This is a genomic window from Prevotella sp. S7-1-8 (assembly GCF_000758925.1).
Lineage (GTDB): Bacteria > Bacteroidota > Bacteroidia > Bacteroidales > Bacteroidaceae > Prevotella.
Genome location: NZ_JRNC01000076.1, coordinates 1 through 20,695, shown reverse-complemented (window position 1 = coordinate 20,695; position 20,695 = coordinate 1). Strand labels below are relative to the sequence as shown.

General features: G+C 50.2%; 14 protein-coding genes and 1 tRNA gene. 8 read left to right on the top strand and 7 right to left on the bottom strand.

The window, feature by feature from the left end:
* Positions 1–816: 816 nt before the first annotated feature.
* From HMPREF1640_RS10890 to HMPREF1640_RS10880, 3 genes are read left to right on the top strand one after another with little or no spacing between them, the layout of a single operon-like run.
* Positions 817–3,930 (top strand): SusC/RagA family TonB-linked outer membrane protein, encoded by a 3,114-nt coding sequence (locus HMPREF1640_RS10890; protein WP_081935355.1) that lies wholly within the window; start codon positions 817–819, stop codon positions 3,928–3,930.
* A 19-nt stretch (positions 3,931–3,949) separates the two neighbouring features.
* Positions 3,950–5,494: a SusD/RagB family nutrient-binding outer membrane lipoprotein gene (locus HMPREF1640_RS10885; RefSeq protein WP_081935354.1), complete on the top strand. Its 1,545-nt coding sequence runs from the start codon at positions 3,950–3,952 to the stop codon at positions 5,492–5,494.
* 27 nt (positions 5,495–5,521) lie between these two features.
* Positions 5,522–6,352 carry a hypothetical protein gene (locus tag HMPREF1640_RS10880; RefSeq protein WP_156098801.1) on the top strand — a complete coding sequence of 277 codons (831 nt, stop codon included), beginning with the start codon at positions 5,522–5,524 and terminating at the stop codon, positions 6,350–6,352.
* Positions 6,353–6,583: 231 nt separating this feature from the next.
* On the opposite strand, the gene HMPREF1640_RS10875 is transcribed toward HMPREF1640_RS10880, so the two are convergent.
* On the bottom strand, positions 6,584–7,711 hold the full coding sequence (locus HMPREF1640_RS10875) for an ATP-binding protein (protein WP_036894662.1): 1,128 nt from the start codon (positions 7,709–7,711) through the stop codon (positions 6,584–6,586).
* 271 nt (positions 7,712–7,982) lie between these two features.
* Between HMPREF1640_RS10875 and HMPREF1640_RS10870 the strand changes: the two genes are divergently transcribed.
* Entirely contained in the window at positions 7,983–10,172 is a 2,190-nt protein-coding gene (locus HMPREF1640_RS10870; protein ID WP_052051813.1) for a M6 family metalloprotease domain-containing protein, read from the top strand.
* A gap of 88 nt (positions 10,173–10,260) precedes the next feature.
* On the opposite strand, the gene HMPREF1640_RS10865 is transcribed toward HMPREF1640_RS10870, so the two are convergent.
* Entirely contained in the window at positions 10,261–12,222 is a 1,962-nt protein-coding gene (locus HMPREF1640_RS10865; protein WP_036894660.1) for an LTA synthase family protein, read from the bottom strand.
* Positions 12,223–12,741: 519 nt separating this feature from the next.
* On the opposite strand from HMPREF1640_RS10865, the gene gpmI reads away from it, so the two are divergent.
* Genes gpmI through HMPREF1640_RS10850 form a run of 3 tightly spaced genes read left to right on the top strand, consistent with a single transcriptional unit; the run spans position 12,742 to position 15,638 of the window.
* A complete protein-coding gene (gene gpmI, locus HMPREF1640_RS10860; protein ID WP_036894658.1) occupies positions 12,742–14,259 on the top strand; it encodes a 2,3-bisphosphoglycerate-independent phosphoglycerate mutase in 1,518 nt (505 codons plus the stop codon).
* A 54-nt stretch (positions 14,260–14,313) separates the two neighbouring features.
* On the top strand, positions 14,314–14,976 hold the full coding sequence (gene ung, locus HMPREF1640_RS10855) for a uracil-DNA glycosylase (RefSeq protein WP_036894675.1): 663 nt from the start codon (positions 14,314–14,316) through the stop codon (positions 14,974–14,976).
* 38 nt (positions 14,977–15,014) lie between these two features.
* Positions 15,015–15,638 carry a DUF3109 family protein gene (locus tag HMPREF1640_RS10850; RefSeq protein WP_036894656.1) on the top strand — a complete coding sequence of 208 codons (624 nt, stop codon included), beginning with the start codon at positions 15,015–15,017 and terminating at the stop codon, positions 15,636–15,638.
* Between the two features lie 158 nt (positions 15,639–15,796).
* On the opposite strand, the gene HMPREF1640_RS10845 is transcribed toward HMPREF1640_RS10850, so the two are convergent.
* From HMPREF1640_RS10845 to HMPREF1640_RS10830, 5 genes are all read right to left on the bottom strand, one after another.
* Positions 15,797–16,723, bottom strand: coding sequence for an alpha-L-rhamnosidase N-terminal domain-containing protein (locus HMPREF1640_RS10845; RefSeq protein ID WP_052051812.1), 927 nt, complete (start codon positions 16,721–16,723; stop codon positions 15,797–15,799).
* A complete protein-coding gene (locus HMPREF1640_RS13395) occupies positions 16,720–16,890 on the bottom strand; it encodes a hypothetical protein (RefSeq protein WP_156098800.1) in 171 nt (56 codons plus the stop codon). The genes HMPREF1640_RS10845 and HMPREF1640_RS13395 overlap by 4 nt, the downstream gene beginning before the upstream one ends.
* A gap of 198 nt (positions 16,891–17,088) precedes the next feature.
* Positions 17,089–19,062, bottom strand: coding sequence for a DNA topoisomerase (ATP-hydrolyzing) subunit B (gene gyrB / locus HMPREF1640_RS10840; RefSeq protein WP_036894655.1), 1,974 nt, complete (start codon positions 19,060–19,062; stop codon positions 17,089–17,091).
* A gap of 282 nt (positions 19,063–19,344) precedes the next feature.
* Positions 19,345–19,599: a 30S ribosomal protein S20 gene (gene rpsT / locus HMPREF1640_RS10835; protein WP_036894648.1), complete on the bottom strand. Its 255-nt coding sequence runs from the start codon at positions 19,597–19,599 to the stop codon at positions 19,345–19,347.
* Positions 19,600–19,624: 25 nt separating this feature from the next.
* A tRNA-Glu gene (locus HMPREF1640_RS10830) sits at positions 19,625–19,699 on the bottom strand.
* A 107-nt stretch (positions 19,700–19,806) separates the two neighbouring features.
* Between HMPREF1640_RS10830 and recO the strand changes: the two genes are divergently transcribed.
* Complete coding sequence (recO, locus tag HMPREF1640_RS10825) at positions 19,807–20,532, top strand: DNA repair protein RecO (RefSeq protein WP_036894647.1); 726 nt, start codon at positions 19,807–19,809, stop codon at positions 20,530–20,532.
* Positions 20,533–20,695 lie beyond the last annotated feature (163 nt).

Here is a 20,695-nt window from a genome sequence, read left to right as displayed (position 1 = left end):
CAATTTTTCAAACACCGCGTTCGGGGCAAGCGGCTTTTTAAAGAGCAAAACCGAAAACGCGCGTACGCTCCGCCGCCATCTTGAAGCGCACGCGTCCCGAATCGCTCCCCTGTGTTTGTACATGGCGAGCGTCTCCTCAAAACACACATGGGCATTTGTTGTGCCAAGGGATCAATCTCAACAGCGAAACGAGACACCACACTTTTTTCCACCGAGCCGTTTCTTATACCAACTTTCCACCTTAATTTATACATATAGCAGCGGCAAGCATAGAGAGCGCCGAACTATTTGGCTAGCATGATGGAAACGTCTCTCAACCACACCCTGTTGAATTAGATGCCAATGGCGTCGTAACTAAGTACCAACGCAGAAACAATCGCAAAAATAGGATCCTTATTTTAAACTCTTATCTTCCAATATTCGGACATGCGCTTCGCTCTTTCTATGAGACAACACACCGTAGGCATGAACATACGCAAATATCAAAACTCATTATTATTGGCACCAACCTTATCATATCCATGGCATTTTGATTAGGGTCTTGAAAACCGTTAACACACGAAAAAATATTTAATATTAATTATGTTAACATCTAAAAACGGCGGATAAAAACACGTTTGTAATAAAAACACAAAGAAATATAATATTTTTCGTTTAAACACAACGACAATATACACAAAACAAGCAATTGCATGACTTTTTCAATTAAATGTGTAATTTTTCGCGCTGATTATTTGGAACGTATCGAAATGTTTTTTAACTTTGTCATCAGATCTTAATCATTATTTATATTATTTTTATTAAAAGAGAGAAGTTATGGTTAAAAGACTTACTATGTTATTAGCCGGCTTATTCATCACAATTGGTGTAGCGCTGGCACAGTCTCAAGTCTCGGGTACCGTTACCGACGAGAATGGCGAGCCTATAGTGGGAGCGGCCGTTCGCGTGGTGGACACCAAAACGGGAACGGTGACCAACAACGATGGACGGTTCAACTTGACCTTGCCCACAGGCAAGCGTAGTATCACGGTCTCTTACTTAGGCATGAAGACCGTAACGGTGAAAGCCAGCAACGGCATGACCGTAAAGTTGTACTCCGAAGACAGAAAACTTGACGAGGTAGTGGTGACCGCACTCGGTATCAAGCGGCAGAAAAGAGATTTGGGCTATTCCACGGAGAAGGTGGATTCCAAGCTGCTGACAGAGGGAAAGGCCGTGAATGTTGCCTCTGGCTTGCAAGGCAAGGTAGCAGGTTTGAACATCTCCACCCTGAACAGCGGCGTGTTCGAGAACGTGAAAATCAACATGCGCGGTATCCGTTCGTTGACGGGTAACAACAACCCCATGCTGTTGCTCGACGGCGTTCCCGTAAGCTTGAATTACTTGTCTTCCCTTAACCCTAACGACATCGACAACGTCAACATCCTGAAAGGTACGTCGGCCGCGGCCATTTACGGTCCTGACGCACGCAATGGCGTGATTGTCGTAACCACGAAGCAAGGTGCCGAGGGCGGAGCTCCAAGGGTTACGTTCAGCTCCTCCGTCCAAGCGTCCAACATATCTTTCTTCCCTAAATTCCAAGAGCGATTTGGTAGTGGCGGAGGTACGGGCTACGATTTTATCCCATACGAGAACGAGTCTTGGGGACCCGAGTACGACGGAAGCATGCGCCAGCTGGGCAAGCCGGACGAGAAAGGCAACGTGATGAAATATCCCTACGCCCCGATCAAGAACAATCGCAAGGACTTCTTCAACACAGGCCTCACTTTCCAGAACGACCTGTCGCTGGCCATGAAAGATTTCTATATCAGTTTCCAGGACGCCCGCGTGAAAGGTATCGTGCCAGACGACTGGAACCAACGCACGGGGTTGCGTTTCAATGGGTCGCGCGAGTACAAGAACTTCAAGGTGAGCCTTGGTGCCAACTACATTCAGCAAAACTATGACGTGTACAGCTCTAAAGCTATGTACAACTACTACAAGGGCCAAGACGTGGGCATGCACGATGGCTTGATGGACTTGGTGTTCGCAACGCAGGCATGGGTTCCATTGACCAAATTCAAGACAGACGACCCGTGGGGAAATTACAACACTTATTATTGCGATTTCTCACTCAACCCTTACCAGGCTATCGAAACGTTCCGCGAGAAAGGCCGCAAGCATGATTTCATCGGAAACATCGATCTGAAATACAGCCCGTTCTCATGGATGGACTTGAACCTTCGGGTGGCTGTCACACATCGCAACATTTCATTTAAACAAAAACAAAAGAACGTGTCTCCATCCGAATACGCGGCCAAAGAGCGTAGTTTCAGGTTTATACCCCAGAGAGTGTCTGACCAAAACGAGCAGTACTATCGCCTCTCCACTGAGCCTTTCATAACCCTGCACAAGACCGTTGGCGACTTCAACCTTGGTGGTGTCTTGGGTACATACATGCGAACCAACCGCGAGGATTATCTCGGCGTGGCCGCCTCACCATTGAAGATACTGGGTCTTTACAACGTTTCCGGCCGTACCGGTGAGGTAAGTCCTACCGAAAGAACAATTCGCACGCGTATGTTCTCCGTTTATGGAAGCGCCACTGTCACTTATAAGAATTTTGCGACACTGGAGGTAACGGGACGCAACGACAAGGTCTCGGTCTTGGCTCCCGGTCATAACAGCTATTTCTACCCGGGCGTGAACGCGTCGGTCGTGCTCACGGATGCCATCCCTGCCATCAAGTCAGACTTCCTGAACTTCCTGAAACTGCGCGCGTCGTGGAACAAGACTGGCAATGCCGACGTGGCTGCCTATCGCCTGAACACTCCATTTGAGCAAAAAGACGGCTTCCCATACGATGGCCTGCCAGGATACAAAACAGGTGAAAGAAAGACCGACCCCAACCTCTCGCCGGAGTTCATCAACAGCACCGAGGTGGGATTTGAGACCTCCATGCTCAAGAATCGCGTAACGCTCGACTTCACTTACTATAACCAAAAAAACACCGACCAGCTGATTTACATACGCACGTCGCGTGGCACTGGTTACACATCTCGCTTGGTCAACGCCGCCTCTTTCCGCAATTACGGATTTGAGACGACCTTGAAGCTGACTCCATTGGTAAACTTCGGCGACGTGAACGTGAACCTGAACTTGAACTATGGATACAACAACAGCGAGGTGCTTAGCCTCTACGAGGGGATGGACAACTTCTTCCTCGGAGGATACTTTATGGCCGGAGCGTATGCCGTGGTGGGCAAACCCGCGTTCATCTACAGCGCGAAAGACTACAAGCGCGACCCGCAAGGACGCGTCGTCGTGGACAAAGAGACCGGCTTGCCGCAGATTCAGGAACAGAACAAATACTTTGGACGCACCATGCCTATCCATACCTTGGGTATCAACCCATCCATCCGCTGGAAAGGTTTGACCGTCTCGGCCGTGTTCGAGTACAAGGGTGGCAACTACTCCTTCAACTATCAGGGTACGACAATGGCATGGGATGGACAGTCGCGCGTGACGGCCGCCAACAGCCGCCAACGCTTCGTGTTCCCGAATTCCGTTTACATTGACGGACAGGACGCTAACGGAAATCCCGTTTACGTGGCAAACACCAACCATACCGTAAATAGCAACTATGCTTACTTCCACGGTGACAATTATCGCAGCGTGGGAACGAACTTCTTGTTCAGCGCCAACACATGGAGATGGCGCGAGTTGTCCATCACCTATTCGTTGCCTGCCGAATGGCTCAAATTCCAAAATTATGTCAAAGGTGTCGACGTGGCATTCACCGGTCGCAACTTGATGCTATGGTTGCCCAAGAGCAACGAATGGAGCGATCCCGACTTCAGCGTGTACAAAGACCAAAGCGCCGGAACCATCACTTCCGAAATCAATCCGCCCACGCGCACGCTTGGCGGAAGCATCACCCTTACATTCTAACGCTAAAATATAGATAAAGATGAAAAAGATATATTTGCTTTTAATGTCCGTGTTCGTGCTTGGCCTGTCGGGTTGCATGGACCTCGACATCAATGATGATCCTAACAACGCGACAGGAGAGGTCATGACCCCAGACTTGCAGTTGCCGTATATCGAGCACGCGATGGGACGTTATATTTGTAAACCGGCTGCCGCAAAGTGGTATAACCACTGGATGGGCTATTGGGCCCGTAGTGGCGGATACGGTTCCGACGAAGACGTAGAGGGATATTCCATCACGTCGGAGTTCGGACAAGACTCATGGTATGACGGCTACAGCCTGCTCATCAACAACCATCTCATGGCCCAAAAAGCAGCGTCGGCTGGACTTGACGGCTACTTGGGAATATCCAAGATTGTCAAGGCATGGGGCTTCTCGTACATGGTAGACCAATATGAGAAGGTTCCTTACACAGAGGCTTTCACAGAAAAATTGACCTTGAAGCTGGATGAGGGCAAGGACATTTACGACAGCTTGCTTGTGGAATTGGAGACAGCGGACAAACTGTTGGCTGGTACCGAAACCGGTAAAAACGCTGAGTTGGCCAATTGTGACAAGATTTTTAATGGCGACCTCGCCAAGTGGAGAAAATTTGGAAATACCGTGCGCCTTCGCTTAATCCTGCGCTTGGTCAACGTCAAGCCCGCCGCCGAGCTGAAAGGCATGGTCGACAAGATTGTCGCCAACGGCGCTGGTTTCCTTGGTGTCGGTGAGTCCGCGGAGGTTAATCCGCATTACAAGAACGACAAAAACAAGCAGCAACCTTTCTATGGCGCTTATTACAAGGGTGTCGACGGTAAACTGATAGACCAGTACAATCGTGCCAGCGAGTACTTCATGGCATTGTTGCAAGACCACCACGACCTTAGGTACACCGCTTTCTTCCGTCCCGTTGGTGACAAGGATGGAAATGGCTACGTAGGGGTAAGGTTCGGAGAAGAGAACCAAGCTTACAAGGATGAGCATAAAGCAAACATGACTTCCGTAGTTGGTGGTCCAGGCCTGGCCAAAGACGTTAGCGCCGCGCAGTGGATCTTGCCTTCGTTCGAGAGCTTGTTCCTTCAGGCAGAGGCCATACAGCGAGGCCTTTTGGCTGGAGACGCCAAAGCCATGTACGAGAAAGCCGTGACGGAGTCGTTCACGTGGCTGGAGGTTGGACGTTATAAAAAGCCATCGGCGCGTACTGAGGAGTTGCCAGACTGGCAGAAAAAATCCCTCGACCCTATTCTCGAGAATTATCTGCGCAATCCCGCTTTCACTTTTGCCAACTGGGATAAGAACGAGAATAAGCTCAACCTCATCTTGATGCAAAAGTATATCGCCATGTGTGGTGTAAACAGTTTGGAAGTGTATTGCGACTATCGGCGCAATAACTATCCTGACATTCCTTTGTCAGTACACTCGACGCGCGGAAACAATGTCATACCGAAACGCTTGGTTTACCCAAGCTCTGAGTACTCCGCCAATAAAGCAAACACGCCGACGGTAAATCCTCAAACCGACAAAGTGTTCTGGGCAAAGTAGAATATTAACCATTCAAAGAATTGAATTATGAAGAAAAATATATTAATATTGGGTGCGTTGCTCCTCTCGATGTCTTTAACTTCGTGTTTAAAAGATGACCCAGTGGACAACTTGGAGTATGGCATCAGAATACAAGACCTCGAGACACAGAAGATATTGGAGTTTTCTGGCATGTCTCACAAAAAGACAGTCGCCGTTCTTCCGGAAGGGACTACGTCCACGGTAAAATTGGGAACCCTCAATCTCGCGGCCAAAGACGTGGCACAAGAGGATATTCCAGTCAAGCTTAAATTAAGCCATGATGGCATTGATGGAGACAAATTCCCATTGGGTTCCATCCAGGTGCAAGACGTGGTTATCAAGAAGGGCAAGCGAACCGCGGACATTATGGCCACGATTACCAATGCCGCGCTTACCGCCGCGGGCGCCTCCGTCTCTCTTGCCATAGAGGGCGTTCCGGCAGGATACGTTATCAGTGGCAACTTCGGGACGTATCGCTACAACATCAAGATTAGGAGCGCGTTCGAGGGTAAGTATGAGTACAATTGCTTAGCGTTGGGCAGATGGGCCAAATTTATGCAATATGTAAAGAATGGCTCCACCATCACCTTGGCTACGGAAAGCCCCAATGAGGTATGGTGCGCACCATTCACGGGTTTGTTCAATGATATCACTAAGGTCATTTATGAGTTTGAGCCAGGTACGAACAAAATCGTTAAGGTCAAGATTCCGGAGATACCTAAATGGAAATTAGAAGTGGAGAACTCCACGTATGACGCTTCCACCAAGACCACTTACGTTAAGTGGACTATAAATGGGAAAAATGTTATCGAGGAAACGTTCAAGCGCGTAAAGTAAAACTTGTGACGCGTCATTCATCTTGAGTGATGTTTCCAAAATCCAAAGGGTGTGCCATCCATTTGAATGATGGCACACCCTTTTGCGGTTTGCCGGCAAGACCATGGTCTCGCAAGGTGGGCTCTACCCACAAAGCTAACGAGCAGACATTCGCAAGCCTGCGCGGAGGAAATGCGCGGAAGGCTTGGCGCGCGAAACATTACAGAAAAAACAAAGCCTTCGTCCGTTCGCTCACACCTTGTTTCTCAGCCACAATCCCAAGAAACGGTCATACACTATGTAGCCGTCAGGCTGGCGGTACACCAACTGTTTGTTCTCCAGCGCGCCAAGCGCGAGACGCACGCTGCTCACCGCTGGCAGCCGATGGCGGGTCATAAAGGTTTGCGACAACGGTTCTTTCACCACTCGTTCCTTGGCAATGGCCCTGAGCAGCAAGGCTTGGTTGTCAGTCAAGGCAAGGTAGATGGAGGACAACGCCGCGGACATCTTGTTCAATATCGTGTCAAAAGCACGGCTCACGGCATCTTTGTCAAGCTCCGTGTCTGTCATGGTGTAAAGTTGGTGCAACATGGTCTGCACGTACCACGTCTGCCCATCCACCATATCATAGAGATAGGCAAAGTCAGCGGCGTGCATCGTTCTGCCTTGTTTGGCAAAGTGACGATTGGCAAAATCCAAGTACTTGTCCTCCTTAATCACGTCCAAACTCATCAGTCGTGAGGCCATGTAGAACGGTCGGTTGGCCGATAGGAACATCTCCGACATCAAGTGTTGTTGGCTGCCGGAAAAGATGAAATAAGCGTTATCGATAAACTGTATCTGCGACCTTAGCAAAGCCTCCAGCCCTCGCTCGGGGTACTCCGTGACTTGCTGGAACTCGTCAAAAGCTATATAGCACCTCTTGCCCGACCGTCTGACATACTCGAATATCCGTTCCACGGTACTGTCTTGCTTGCGTTCCTCCACGTCGAGTGACAACGTGGGCAAACCCGTGAACTCATCCATGCTTATTGTGACGCGCAAGCCCTTGAACATCTCCGCCACTTTTCGCATGGCCGATTGCCAGTTATTGTCGAGTTTTTGCACCACGCTCGTAGCCATCACGTCTATGAAGTCGCGCTGGTTTCGCGTGTTCAATATGTCTATGTAGATGCACGCCACGTCCTTGCTTGAGGCTTCCATCCTGTTGAACACATGCTTTATCAATCCAGATTTGCCTATCCTGCGCGGTGATATCAACGCTATGTTACTCTCGTTATACAGTGCGTTGACCAATTGTCCAGTCTCTTCTTCGCGGTCGCAAAAGTATTCAGGACCCTTGTATCCATATTCCACGAATGGGTTGTTAAGCGGTTTCATATTTTATGCTACATATTTTATGAAGTGCAATTTACAACTTATTTTTTATTCCGCCAAGCATCTATCATAAAATATTCTGGCACTGTGCCTATACGAATCGGTACGCATCCGGCGCATTCTTTCGCGACACGGACTGTGCCGCAACGTATAAAAATCGTAAAATGCGCGATGTCATTTTTTTCGACAATAATTGAAATAAAATGTTTTTTTCTTTGGATAAATGGCCCAAACAGCGTATTTTTGTAAAATAAGGTTAATAAATATCATCGCCATGAATAACCACTCACCCAACAGATTTTTTTTTCTTAAGCTGTTGTTCCTATTTTTTTCATTGACTGTTACGGCCATACCAGTGCGTCGAGGTCAATTCAAGACCATACGCCTCATTGATGGAAGCACGGTGAGAGCGGAGGCTCGGGGCGACGAGCGCGCACACTATTGGCAGTCGGCCGATGGCACTTGCTACGTGCCCGATGGCCTTACGGGCCTCTATCGTGAGACAGACGCCACCACCGTGGGTGCCAAGGCCCTTGCCAAGCGTGGTGCTATCGTTCGCCCACGTGCCCACCGCATCCCCGATCGTCGCCGTCAAGCAGGCAGCGGCAATCTCTTCAAGGGCAAGAAGCGCGGGCTTATCATCCTTGTGGAGTTCAGTGGAAAAACATTCAGCATGCCCAACCCACAGCGCGTCTACGACCAAATTGCCAACGCCGAGGGTTACCGTGAGAACGGCTTCAAGGGCAGCGTGCGCGACTATTTCTTGGCGCAAAGTCACGGCATGTTCAATTTGTCGTTCGACGTGGTCGGCCCCGTGTCAATGCCTCATCCCTATTCTTACTATGGACGCAACAACGATGCCAACGTGGGTGAGATGATTCGCGACGCATGTGTAGCCGTTGACGCCATGGTGGATTTCTCCCAATACGACTGGGATGGCGACGGCGAGGCCGAGGAAGTGTTTGTGCTCTACGCAGGCTATGGGCAGTCTGACCATTCCGAAATTGACGATTACATTTGGCCGCACATGTTCGCTTTGTCTGGCAGTCCCAATCATTCCGTCAGAAATCTCAAGCTTGACAACACCGTTATAGACATTTACGCCTGCGCCAACGAGTTGGCGAACAACGACAAGCTCAACGGCATCGGCACGTTTTGCCATGAGTTTTCGCATTGCATGGGGTTTCCTGACATGTACGACACGTCTGGAGGTGGCAACTTTGGCTTGGGCTCTTGGGACCTGATGGATTATGGTTCTTACAACGATGACAGCTTCACGCCATGCGGATACTCTGGCTACGAGAAGATGATATGTGGCTGGGCGTCGCCCGTGGAACTTGCCACCGAAACCAAAGTAAGTGGCATGCAGTCTTTGGCAGATCATGGACAGAGCTATATATACTATAATTCGTCCAACCGAAACGAATACTATATATTGGACAATCGGCAACAACGTGGCTACGACATCGCCCTGCCTGGGCATGGGCTGCTCATCACCCACGTGGATTATAACAAAAACGCATGGAACAATAACATTGTCAACACCATCTGTTGGAGCGACGACCCCAACAAAAACAACCCTCGTCAACGGCTCACCATATGCCCTGCCGACAACATCCCCAGCATTTACGACGAGGGGGACGACGCCTATCCCTACCATGACAACAACCACTTGTGCAAAGATTCCAGCCCAGCGTCCAAGTTTTACAACGCCGATCCGCAACATGGCGAGAAGCCACCGTTTGGCTTTTTTAATATTACGGAGCATGCCGATGGCACCATATCATTCCATTTTAGAGAGGATGATGCGTCTCCCGAAACGCCGCCAGACGATTCCAACCACAACGAGTCGGTGTTGTTCTATGAGTCTTTTGACAAATGTGTCGGCTCGGGTGGCAACGACGGCAAGTTCAAAGGCTCCGTGGCCATAGGCGAGTTACAGCCCGACAATGCAGGTTGGGCGGCCGATTATGGATGTGGTGGCGACCGTTGCGCGCGTTTTGGCAAAACGAACAAAGGTACGGGTGTGGCCGTCACGCCTACGTTTGTTCTTCCGGGCGACACCGTCACGCTCACGTTCAAGGCTGCCTGTTGGAATGCCAAAGGTGACGGAAAACATTTGTTCTTAACGCTGAGAGGTGCCAAAGCCAAGTTTGTCGACACTGACGCGAGCAGCTCCCAACTCACTATGGTCAAGGGCGCATGGACCACCTACACGCTGAGAATGGTGGGCAAGGACAGCGCAACGATCACATTCTCGCCCGATCGGCGCTTCTTTCTTGACGAGGTCAAGATAACACGGCCCAGCAAACAGGCGCTCGCAGGTATCAAGGGCACAGGGGGGCATTTGCCCAAATCAAGGAGAATATATAGCGTCGATGGCCGCTATGTGGGGTCAGACTACTTGATTTTGCCACGAGGGGTATATATTGTGAATGGGAAAAAAGTGGTCAAGGAGAAATAGTAAGAAAAAACATTGCCACTTCACGACACACATTTTTCAATTAACAATTAGCGTCATAGCGCGCGCTCAATTTTAGGTTTAGGCAGGTTTATTCCACGGCTCGCCTGTCCCATTGTCGCAACAACAATTGAAAGTATACCTCGCGCAAAGCGTTTCGCGCGTTCACGTATCGTCGAAGTTCATCCACGCGAGCGTTCTCGGCGAGCAGTCGCTCCACGTTGTAGCTATAATAGGAATGGTCCGCGGCGGCGGTGTCAAGCAAGTTGTTGCCCATTCGCATGTATTCGGCTCCGCCGAGGGCGAGGGGGGCCAGCGTTGGCAGGATGTCGTCGTGCGAGCCCCAACGGCCGGTCAGGCGGCCGTAAGCGGCGCGGCGCAACGCTGGCGGCAAGTATATGTAGAGTGGCACGGAGTATTGCCAGCATCTATCCACCACCTCGTAGTTGAGGATAGACCTTACATTATGGTCGCCCGTGATGACGAGGATAGTATTGCCTGCTGCCTTGGAAGCCTTGAAACGGTCCAAGAATCGCGCCAGCGCCCTGTTGTAATACCTGAAACCTGTGAGATACTTGCCCAAGACCTTGCGGTCTCTCTCGGCGAAGCACGATTTTTTGTAGGTATCGGCGGCTATGGGCGGCAAGCGCAAATGTTCCGGAAACTCGAAAGGCGGGTGGTTGGTGGTGGTCATCACCACAGTCATCATGGGCTTCGCGCGTTTCTCGCCCATCTGCCTTAACAGCGCATCGAATAGATGCTCGTCGTACACGCCAACGCTGTTGTACCGCGCCCGTGGATCGTCTCTGAGAATATGGAACTTGTCGTAAATTCGATCGAAGCCTTGACGCGCCAGCGCTTCGGCGCTGTTTTCCCAAGCCATGTCCATGCCCGACATGAACTCCGTGTCGTAACCACAACTCTTGAAAGGCAACGCCAACGAGGTAGGCAACTGCGCCAAGCGGTATTTGGAAGCGAAGAAGCGCGGGAAAGGCGTTGCCACGGTCAGGTTCTCGATAGAGGCTATCGTGCCATTTTGCACAGATTGGAAACGCCTGAACAACAGATCCGCATCGAAATGCTTGCGCAAGCCCATGTACATGTCGCAGCCTGGCCCGTCCAATTCGAACAGGTAGTTGCTCCAACTCTCGCCATAAATTATCACGACATTTGGCTTGAGAGGCATCGCTTTCCTTGGCGCACGAACGAACAGCGCGCGCCTCAACGCCGCCATCGTGTCCCCACGCTCCACACTCACCGCTCCCTTTGTGTAAATTTCGAGGGCCTGGCCGAGCGAGATAAAACCATATTGGGCCAAGACATCGCTCGCGCTCCTGAGCTTAAACGCGTCTCGTTTCTCCTTGAGAGCCTTTTTCAGCATATAGGGAGCGTTAGGCACGATGTCGTTAATCGTTTTGTTGTCAGACACGAAAGTGTCCTCTATCTGCAACGGGAAGCGCCACACCGAGCCACGCATACAGACGGCCAAGACTAATAGGAACGGAATCCACCATGCCTGTTGCCACCGTCGTGACACCGGCATTGGGCAACGCTCTATCCGTTGGGCAACGACAAAGAGCAGCCATGCCGTCACGACAAGCGCAAAGCCATACCACAGACAGTGGTACTCTTCCCATACAGTTTGCAACAATCCTATCGGGCCTTCGTTGAAAAAGTCGAAAAAAACAATGTTGATATGCGACTGGAAATTGGCATAAAATCCCAAATCCACGCATCCAAGCGCGACCACCAACGTCTCCACCACCGCAAAATACCACTTGCGAAACCTTGCCACCGCAACCTCCCATTGACGCATGGGGCGCGCCGAAACGGCCAAGGATAGCAGCGAAGGCAACGCGACAGCATAGGCGGTCACTTGCAAGTCAAATCGCAAGGCGTTGAATACCATGCGCGAAAGAACGGACTGTTGCCCATCAAAGATTTGCCACTGTACGAAAAACAAGACAAAGGTCGCGCGAAATACGGCTAAAATAAGGATGATGACCAAAGCGTGTTCGGCGAGCCTCTTCAGCGCAGTGGGTATTGGTGCCATAGGCTGTGTTAGATGATGACTTTTTAAAAAAAACGGACAGTTTGTCATGATATTGTAACAAGTGAGAAGATTTTGTTTCTTTTCAAGGCGTTATAAGCTAAGGGCGAATGTTTTTTGATAGCTCAAGCGCCCCCCTTAAAACCAACAGGTGACATGCCTTTACCCATTTTTTCTTTCACGTCATTATTTTGAAAGCCAAGGATGTAGAGCCGCGAAACAGGTAAGGAATGGAGGCGTGGCAGCACAAAGGAGAGGGCACGGTGGTGGCGCCACACAAAAGTATCAGGAGCATAAAGCATACGTTTCAATTTGGATACATGCCGAACGACACCTTTTAATTCGATGGCAACGGGCGGCTTCTATATTTCCCGAACAGCGCGCAACGCTGGGCGGCGCGCTATTTTGTCAATATAGCAGTTGTTTTTCAACACTTATCTTTGCCAATAGCCGAAAAGGTGGTAACTTTGCATGTAGTAATGTGTTAATAAAAAATTTATAATAACGTAAATAAATATAATTATGGGTAAGAAGGCTCTTTTGATGATTCTCGATGGATGGGGAATCGGCAAACATGGTAAAGGTGATGTTATTTACAACACTCCAACACCTTACTTGGACTATCTCAATGCCACGAGCGCGCACGCCCAGCTTAAAGCCAGCGGCGAAGACGTGGGACTGCCCGACGGACAGATGGGCAACTCTGAGGTTGGACACCTCAATATTGGCGCAGGCAGGGTGGTGTACCAAGACTTGGTCAAGATAAACAAGGCATGCCAGAGCGGCGACATACTGAAAAACAAGGGCATCGTCGAGGCTTACACATACGCCAAGGAGAGCGGCAAGAAGCTCCATCTCATGGGCTTGACCTCCAATGGCGGCGTGCACTCCAGCCTTGACCACCTGTTCAAGTTAGTTGAGATAGGCAAGGAATATGGCTTGAGCAACGTTTTTGTGCACTGCTTCATGGACGGACGCGACACCGACCCCAAGAGTGGCGCAGGCTTTATCAAGCAGTTGCAAGAACATTGCGACGCCAATGGGGCCACCATCGCAAGCATCGTGGGTCGCTTCTACGCCATGGATCGCGACCAGCGTTGGAACCGTGTGAAAGAGGCTTACGACCTGCTTGTGGAGGGAAAGGGCTACCAAGCTGACGACATGGTCGAGGCTGTGGAGCGTAGTTACGCTGAAGAGGTGACCGACGAGTTTATCAAGCCTATTCACAACGCCAAGGCAAATGGCACCATCGAAGAAGGAGACGCAGTCATCTTCATCAACTTCCGAAACGATCGCGCCAAGGAGTTGACTCGAGTACTCACCCAAGAGGACATGCCCGGCGAGGGTATGCACATCGTGAAAGGGTTGCGTTATTTCACAATGACACCCTATGACGCTAACTTCAAAAACGTGACCGTGCTCTTCCCGAAAGAGAACGTGGAAAACACGCTTGGCGAATACCTTTCTGCCAAGGGCCTGAAACAGTTGCACACGGCCGAGACAGAGAAGTACGCGCACGTTACATTCTTCTTCAACGGCGGCCGCGAGGCTCCTTTCGAGAACGAGGACCGCATCTTGGTGCCATCGCCCAAAGTGGCCACTTACGACCTGAAACCAGAGATGAGCGCCTACGAGGTAAAAGAGAAGTTGGTGGATGCGATAGGCACTGGCACCTACGATTTTATCGTGGTGAACTTTGCCAACGGCGACATGGTGGGACACACGGGCGTGTACAACGCCATCGCCAAGGCCGTGTGGGCCATAGACAAATGTGTTGAGGCCGTGATAGAGGCCGCCAAGGCCAACGATTATGAGGCTATCATCATCGCCGACCACGGCAACGCGGACAACGCCATCAACGAAGACGGCACGCCCAACACCGCCCACTCGCTAAATCCCGTACCCTTTATATACGTGACCAACAACAACAGTGCCACCGTCAGGGATGGCCGTCTGGCCGACGTGGCTCCCTCCATCCTGCACATCATGGGATTGGAGCAGCCTGCGGACATGACCGGCGAGTGCCTCATCACGGATTGACCAAACAAGCCATCCTGTCGCCATGACGGCGGGATGGCTTGCCAAAAACATCCTATGGTAAAGATAGAACCTTCGTGGGGCAAGCATTTGGCCACAGAGTTTGACAAGCCATATTTCGGGCAACTCACCGAGCAAGTGAGGGAAGAATATCGGCGAGAGACGTGTTTTCCACCGGGCAGACTCGTGTTCAACGCCTTCAATCTATGTCCTTTTGACAAAGTCAAGGTGGTGATTATTGGGCAAGACCCCTACCATGAGCCCGGACAGGCCATGGGGCTGAGTTTCTCCGTGCCCGTAGGGACGGCTATGCCGCCCTCCCTACTCAATATATTCAAGGAGATAGAAAGCGATTTGGGCAAACCCATGCCATCCAATGGAGACCTGACTCGATGGGCGGAGCAGGGCGTGTTGCTACTCAATGCCACTCTCACCGTAAGGGCGCATGCGGCCAACAGCCATCAGCGTTTCGGATGGAGCGCATTCACCGACGCGGCCATCAAGGCGTTGAGCGAGGGGCGGCAACACATCGTATACATGCTATGGGGTGGCTATGCTCGCGGCAAACGGTATCTCATAGACCAACGACGCAACTTAGTGCTTGAGTCGGTACATCCCTCGCCACTATCGGCCAACCGTGGCGGATGGTTTGGGCAAAGACAGTTTTCGAGATGTAACGATTACCTCCGGGCCAACAATATAAAAGAAATAGACTGGTAGAAAGCTACGCGCGCCGTGCGCACTGCCGTTTTTTTGTCATGCTACATATTATACAAGTGGGAAACGTATTGGTTTCTCCTGATATTTTCACCGAACGATTTTGTTGCGACCTCGCTGTGTGCAAGGGGCAATGCTGTATAGAGGGCGACGCCGGGGCGCCTGTCACGCTTGATGAGATAGCGGCCATTGAAGAAAATTTGGACACCGTTTGGCAAGGACTCTCAGCCTCGGCGCAGCATGTCATAGACGCACAAGGCGTGGCTTACAACGATGCTGACGGCGAATTGGTGACGAGCATAGTGAGGGGCAAGGACTGCGTGTTCACGTGTTACCACGACTTGCCCGGCCTTTCCGACGGCCATGCCATCAGCCATTGTTGCCTATGCGCATTCGAGAGGGCTTTTAGAGCTGGCAAAACTACGTGGCCCAAACCCATATCATGCGCGCTCTATCCTATCAGGGAGAAACAGTTTGCGGGCGGTTTGGTGGGCATCAATTACCACCGTTGGGACATCTGCGAAGCTGCCATCAAGAAGGGAAAGGAACTTGACTTGCCGCTCTACGTCTTTCTGAAAAACCCTCTTGTCAGGCGGTTCGGGCAAGCATGGTATGATGAATTATGCCAAGTGGCGGAAGAATTAGAAAAAGAAGGACTGGAATAGAGTACTGCCCCACCAACGCATAGTAGGGTTTTGCCTGTCACGCAAAGTTTTTTCCATGGTATACAGCCTTGGATATTTTAGATAGAAAATATCGTAACGCTCATACATTTTTAGTTTTTTTTCGATACGCGCGACTGCCAAGAGATGCACGCGCATGTTTAGAATGGCGATACAGCGTCGTCGATTTTTGGCGCCACTCCTATAGCTTCTATATCCGTGATTAGCTCACGAGCGAAGTCTTTGTCGCCGCTAACCAGTACGCGCCGGTAATCACCAATGGCGAATTGAGGCGCCGCCTGCTCGTCAAGTTCACCGTTGCATATATAAACATGGTTACCGAAACGTATGCGCTGGCCTTTTTTGGCGTTTCGGAGGGTGAGCCTGACATAGCCGTGAAAGCCAGTTCCAAACTCGTATTCCACGCCATTAGGTGTCAAATCAAAGAATTTGTAGTTTCTCCTTGATACAATTTTTAGCACATTTGGGTCGGCAGAGACACAAGCAATTGCCAGCGGCGGGCTGTCCTTGAACCGCTCCGCGTTGCGCCAAAGAGCCAAATCGAAGGTGGCGGCTTTCCACATCAGGTTGTTTTTTCGGCCGTCGATGGTCTCTCCGCCGTTTGTGTTTATTGTGGAATTGGCTTGTTGGCACAACCAGTTTTCATCCGTGTGGTATGAGAAACGCCGCCCATTGACATCGCGCCCATAGAAGTTTACAGACAGTTGCCGGGGCTCCACATGTGGGTACCTCGGCGCATAGAGCACGGCAATGACATTGGTGTCTGCCTTGAGATAGGGCGTTACGTCAAAGTTCTTAGCTACAATGTTGGTCTTGCTTGGTTGGTTTGTGCCGTAGAACACGGCCGTACCCACGTTGCATTCATTGACGTAGATTTTATAAAGGCCCGTTGAGGCGATGGTGACATGTCCCTCTTGAGGTCGGCCCAGAAACATGTAGGTTTGTCGAAACCTAAGGTGTTGAACGTTGTCAGGTTCGGGCGCACCTATCCAATGGGTGTTGAAGGCTTGGGCAAAAAGAGCGATACCCCATGCCGACAACCAGCACAAGAGGACAATTAGTTTCATGGTTGGATATTGTTCTTACCTTTTTTGAGTTTGCGCGCCTTGGTGATGCCGTCGCGCCGAACGACACAGCCACCAGCGACTCCATAAACCAACGCTCCCAACTTACCATTGCCAAAAGGCAGTGACTCTTCAAACTTAATGGCTGGTATGCCATGCCACCATCCCATGGGCGATCGCTCCGCTTGCGATCGCGAACCGACGGCGCGTATAGAAAATTGAAGAGCGATTCTTTTTCATGAAAGTTAAGTAGTTAAGTGTTATGAAGAGATAGGTGAGGGAAAATATAGCAAACAAGTCTTCCTAATAGGTTTATCATGGATAGCCGACCTATCTCACCTATTGGAAGACTTTGCTTATTTTCTTGTCTACGCGTCAATATTGGCGTATGCGGCGTTGTTCTCTATGAAATCGCGCCGTGGCTCAACGTCGTCGCCCATGAGCATGGAGAATATCTCATCCGCCTCGGCGGCGTTTTCTATTGTTACTTGTTTGAGCAACCGATTGGCTGGATCCATTGTCGTTTCCCAAAGTTGCTCAGGATTCATCTCTCCCAAACCTTTGTATCGCTGTGTGTGAATGCTTTTCGCGTCTTCGTTTCCGTCGGCATATTTGTCGAAAAACGCTTGGCGCTGTGCCTCGTTATAGCAGTATTCGCTTGTCTTGCCCTTATAGGTACACTTGTAAAGTGGCGGGGTCGCTATGTAAAGGTGTCCCTCCTCTATAATCTTCGGCATGAACCTATAGAACAATGTCATGATCAACGTGTCTATATGCGAGCCATCCACGTCGGCATCCGTCATGATGATAATCTTGTCATAGCGCAGCTTATCTATATTAGCCTCACGGTCATCCTCGCCTTCCACGCCAAAACGCACGCCTATACTTTGAATGATATTCATCACCGACTCGGCCTCGAAGACACGATGCCATTGCACCTTTTCCACGTTGAGGATCTTGCCTCGCAGCGGCAAGATGGCTTGCGTGTACCGGTCACGCCCTTGCTTGGCCGAACCGCCGGCCGAGTCTCCCTCCACAAGGAATATCTCACAATCCTTTGGATCTTTGTTTGAGCAGTCGGCCAGCTTGCCCGGCAAACCGCCACCGCTCATCACACTCTTGCGCTGAACGCTCTCACGGGCTTTGCGGGCTGCCACTCGGGCGGTAGCCGCCAATATCACCTTCTCGCATATTTGCTTGGCCTCCACGGGATGCTCCTCCAAGTAATTGGTAAGCGCCTCGCCCACGGCTTGGTTCACCGCTCCGGTCACCTCACTGTTGCCGAGCTTGGTTTTAGTCTGTCCCTCAAACTGTGGCTCGGGCACTTTGATGGATAAAACGGCCGTGAGGCCCTCGCGGAAGTCCTCTCCCGCAATTTCTATTTTTGCTTTTTCTATTTGCTTGGCTATCTGAGCGTCCCCATCAGCGTAATTTTTCAACACGCGGGTGAGAGCCTGCCTAAATCCGGTAACGTGCGTGCCACCCTCTATGGTGTTGATATTGTTGACATAAGAGTGCAAATTCTCAGAGTAGTCGGTGTTATACATGATGGCCACCTCAATGGGGAAACCTTGCTTCTCGGTCTTCAAATAGATCACGTCGTCAAAGAGATGCGTGCGATGCCGATCCACATAACGCACAAATTCCTTCAGCCCGTCTTTAGCATGAAACACCTCTTGACGAGTCTTTCCTTCCTCGTTTGGGCGAAGATCGGTCAGTGTAATTTTGATGCCCGCGTTCAAATAGGCCAGCTCTCTCATTCTGCGAGCCACGATATCCCATTGGAACGTGGTGGTGGTGAATATGGAGCCGTCTGGCCAAAACCGTTGCTTGGTGCCGCGCTTGTCAGTAGAGCCTACCACCTTCACGGGGTAGAGGGGGTGTCCCTGCTCGTATTCTTGCTGATAGATTTTGCCGTCGCGAAAAACCTGTGAGGTCATATGCGTAGAGAGCGCGTTGACGCAACTCACACCCACGCCGTGCAAACCACCGCTGACCTTGTACGAGCCCTTGTCAAATTTGCCGCCGGCATGCAAGACCGTCATTACCACCTCCAATGCGCTCTTGTGCAGCTTCTCGTGCTTGTCAACAGGGATACCCCTACCATCGTCTTCCACGGTGATAGAGTTATCTTCATTGATGGTCACCTCTATGTTGCTGCAATAGCCCGCCATGGCCTCGTCAATAGAGTTGTCCACGGTTTCATTGATGAGATGATGCAGTCCTTTTTCACTAATGTCGCCTATATACATGGCCGGGCGTTTACGCACGGCTTCAAGCCCCTCCAACACTTGTATGTTGGATGCTGAATATTGATCTCCTTGTTTGAGGTTTTCTGCCATTTGTTCAAATTCAATAGTTGTGTTGCAAAGATACTAAAAAAACATGACACATTGAACGTTTACAGCCTAAAAATCATAATAAAAACGACGCGCGAACTTCATACAGGATCGTCACTCAAAAGCGGTCATGCACAAGGCGGAACGCCACTCGATCCGACCCTAAAAGATGATTTTCGAAAACAAGGAAGATGGCCGTCGGCAATCGCTTGCCACAAACGAGCAAAAGGCCGCATGCCCAATAGCATACGACCTTTGTATAGGAATGTTAAAAGCAAAAGCTTGTTAGCCGAGCTTGTTAACGTGCGAAGCCAAACTTGATTTTAGATTAGCGGCCTTGTTGGCATGGATAATATTGGTCTTTGCCAATTTGTCCAGCATTTTTTGAACCGTGGGGAACAGTTTCGCAGCCTCCTCTTTATCCGTGATTGAGCGCAGCTTGCGAACGGCGTTGCGCATGGTCTTTGCATAATACTTGTTGTGCAAAGTTCTGACTTTCGTCTGACGAATTCTCTTTTCTGATGATTTGTGGTTTGCCATCTTTAATTATGCTTTTTTATTCTTATGGTAGTCGGTACGGGAATCGAACCCGTGTGGCAAGAATGAAAATCTTGAATCCTAACCGCTAGATGAACCGACCATTGGTTATTTTTTGCGGGTGCAAAGTTAACGCTTTTTGTTCGCTCCGCCAAACTTTTGTGAACATTTTTTCGCTAAACGCCTGACTTTTCGTAAATTTGCCCATGTATGGAAGTTAAGACAAGGGCGATAGTGCTTCATGCGCTAAAATATGGTGACTCACAAATGATTGTAGACCTACTCACGCGAGAGCGAGGCAGGACGTCATTTATTTGTCATATACCCAAAACTGGCAAAGGAAAACTTAGGAAACAATTTTTTCAACCATTGACATTGCTACACATAGTCTATACCGAACGACCCAATCGCGATTTACAACGTTTCTCTGACATACGATTGACACGCCCTTACACATCCATACCCTTTGACGCGTACAAACTGGCTATCGCGCTTTTCGTCGCGGAATTTTTGACGCATGCCACGCGCAACGAACAACGCAACGAGTCGCTATTCGACTATGTGGAGAGCAGCTTGGCATGGCTTGACAACGTGACATCTCCTTTCTCAAACTTCCACTTGGTTTTTATGATGCACCTCACGCGTTTTGTTGGTTTTTTTCCTAACCTGTCCAACGACGCGCCGGGCATGTGGTTTGACCTACGCAACGGGGCCTTCTCTCTCGTCAAGCCACCCCACCCCGACTTTGTAAGGCCATCCGAGGCATCGATGATTGGCTTGCTAATGCGCATGAATTTTGACAACATGCGCCTTTTTCGCATGACACAAGCGCAACGGGCGCGATGCGTCGAAACGATACTCCATTTTTACCGGTTGCACGTGCCGTATTTTCCAGAGCTGAAATCGCTGGATGTGTTACACGCGCTTTTTGCGTAACAAACAGGCTGTCGCTCCTCCGCGCATGGACCAATGATCGTCCAAATCAAATATTTGGGTAAGGGATGAATGGCAGAACCAAGCGTTTCGCAACGCACGCAAAATGATGACAAGCGAAGCGTAAAATAACAAAAAAAATGGCAAGTGATTTCAGAAAAAGACA

What these genes read in the sequence shown, in the direction of transcription:
- HMPREF1640_RS10865 (WP_036894660.1), bottom strand. Translation starts at nt 12,222, where the DNA reads ATGGCACCAATACCCACTGCGCTGAAGAGGCTCGCCGAACACGCTTTG.
- rpsT (WP_036894648.1), bottom strand. Translation starts at nt 19,599, where the DNA reads ATGGCAAACCACAAATCATCAGAAAAGAGAATTCGTCAGACGAAAGTC.
- HMPREF1640_RS13395 (WP_156098800.1), bottom strand. Translation starts at nt 16,890, where the DNA reads ATGGGATGGTGGCATGGCATACCAGCCATTAAGTTTGAAGAGTCACTG.
- HMPREF1640_RS10870 (WP_052051813.1), top strand. Translation starts at nt 7,983, where the DNA reads ATGAATAACCACTCACCCAACAGATTTTTTTTTCTTAAGCTGTTGTTC.
- HMPREF1640_RS10845 (WP_052051812.1), bottom strand. Translation starts at nt 16,723, where the DNA reads ATGAAACTAATTGTCCTCTTGTGCTGGTTGTCGGCATGGGGTATCGCT.
- recO (WP_036894647.1), top strand. Translation starts at nt 19,807, where the DNA reads ATGGAAGTTAAGACAAGGGCGATAGTGCTTCATGCGCTAAAATATGGT.
- HMPREF1640_RS10850 (WP_036894656.1), top strand. Translation starts at nt 15,015, where the DNA reads ATGCTACATATTATACAAGTGGGAAACGTATTGGTTTCTCCTGATATT.
- HMPREF1640_RS10875 (WP_036894662.1), bottom strand. Translation starts at nt 7,711, where the DNA reads ATGAAACCGCTTAACAACCCATTCGTGGAATATGGATACAAGGGTCCT.
- ung (WP_036894675.1), top strand. Translation starts at nt 14,314, where the DNA reads ATGGTAAAGATAGAACCTTCGTGGGGCAAGCATTTGGCCACAGAGTTT.
- HMPREF1640_RS10885 (WP_081935354.1), top strand. Translation starts at nt 3,950, where the DNA reads ATGAAAAAGATATATTTGCTTTTAATGTCCGTGTTCGTGCTTGGCCTG.
- gpmI (WP_036894658.1), top strand. Translation starts at nt 12,742, where the DNA reads ATGGGTAAGAAGGCTCTTTTGATGATTCTCGATGGATGGGGAATCGGC.
- gyrB (WP_036894655.1), bottom strand. Translation starts at nt 19,062, where the DNA reads ATGGCAGAAAACCTCAAACAAGGAGATCAATATTCAGCATCCAACATA.
- HMPREF1640_RS10880 (WP_156098801.1), top strand. Translation starts at nt 5,522, where the DNA reads ATGAAGAAAAATATATTAATATTGGGTGCGTTGCTCCTCTCGATGTCT.
- HMPREF1640_RS10890 (WP_081935355.1), top strand. Translation starts at nt 817, where the DNA reads ATGGTTAAAAGACTTACTATGTTATTAGCCGGCTTATTCATCACAATT.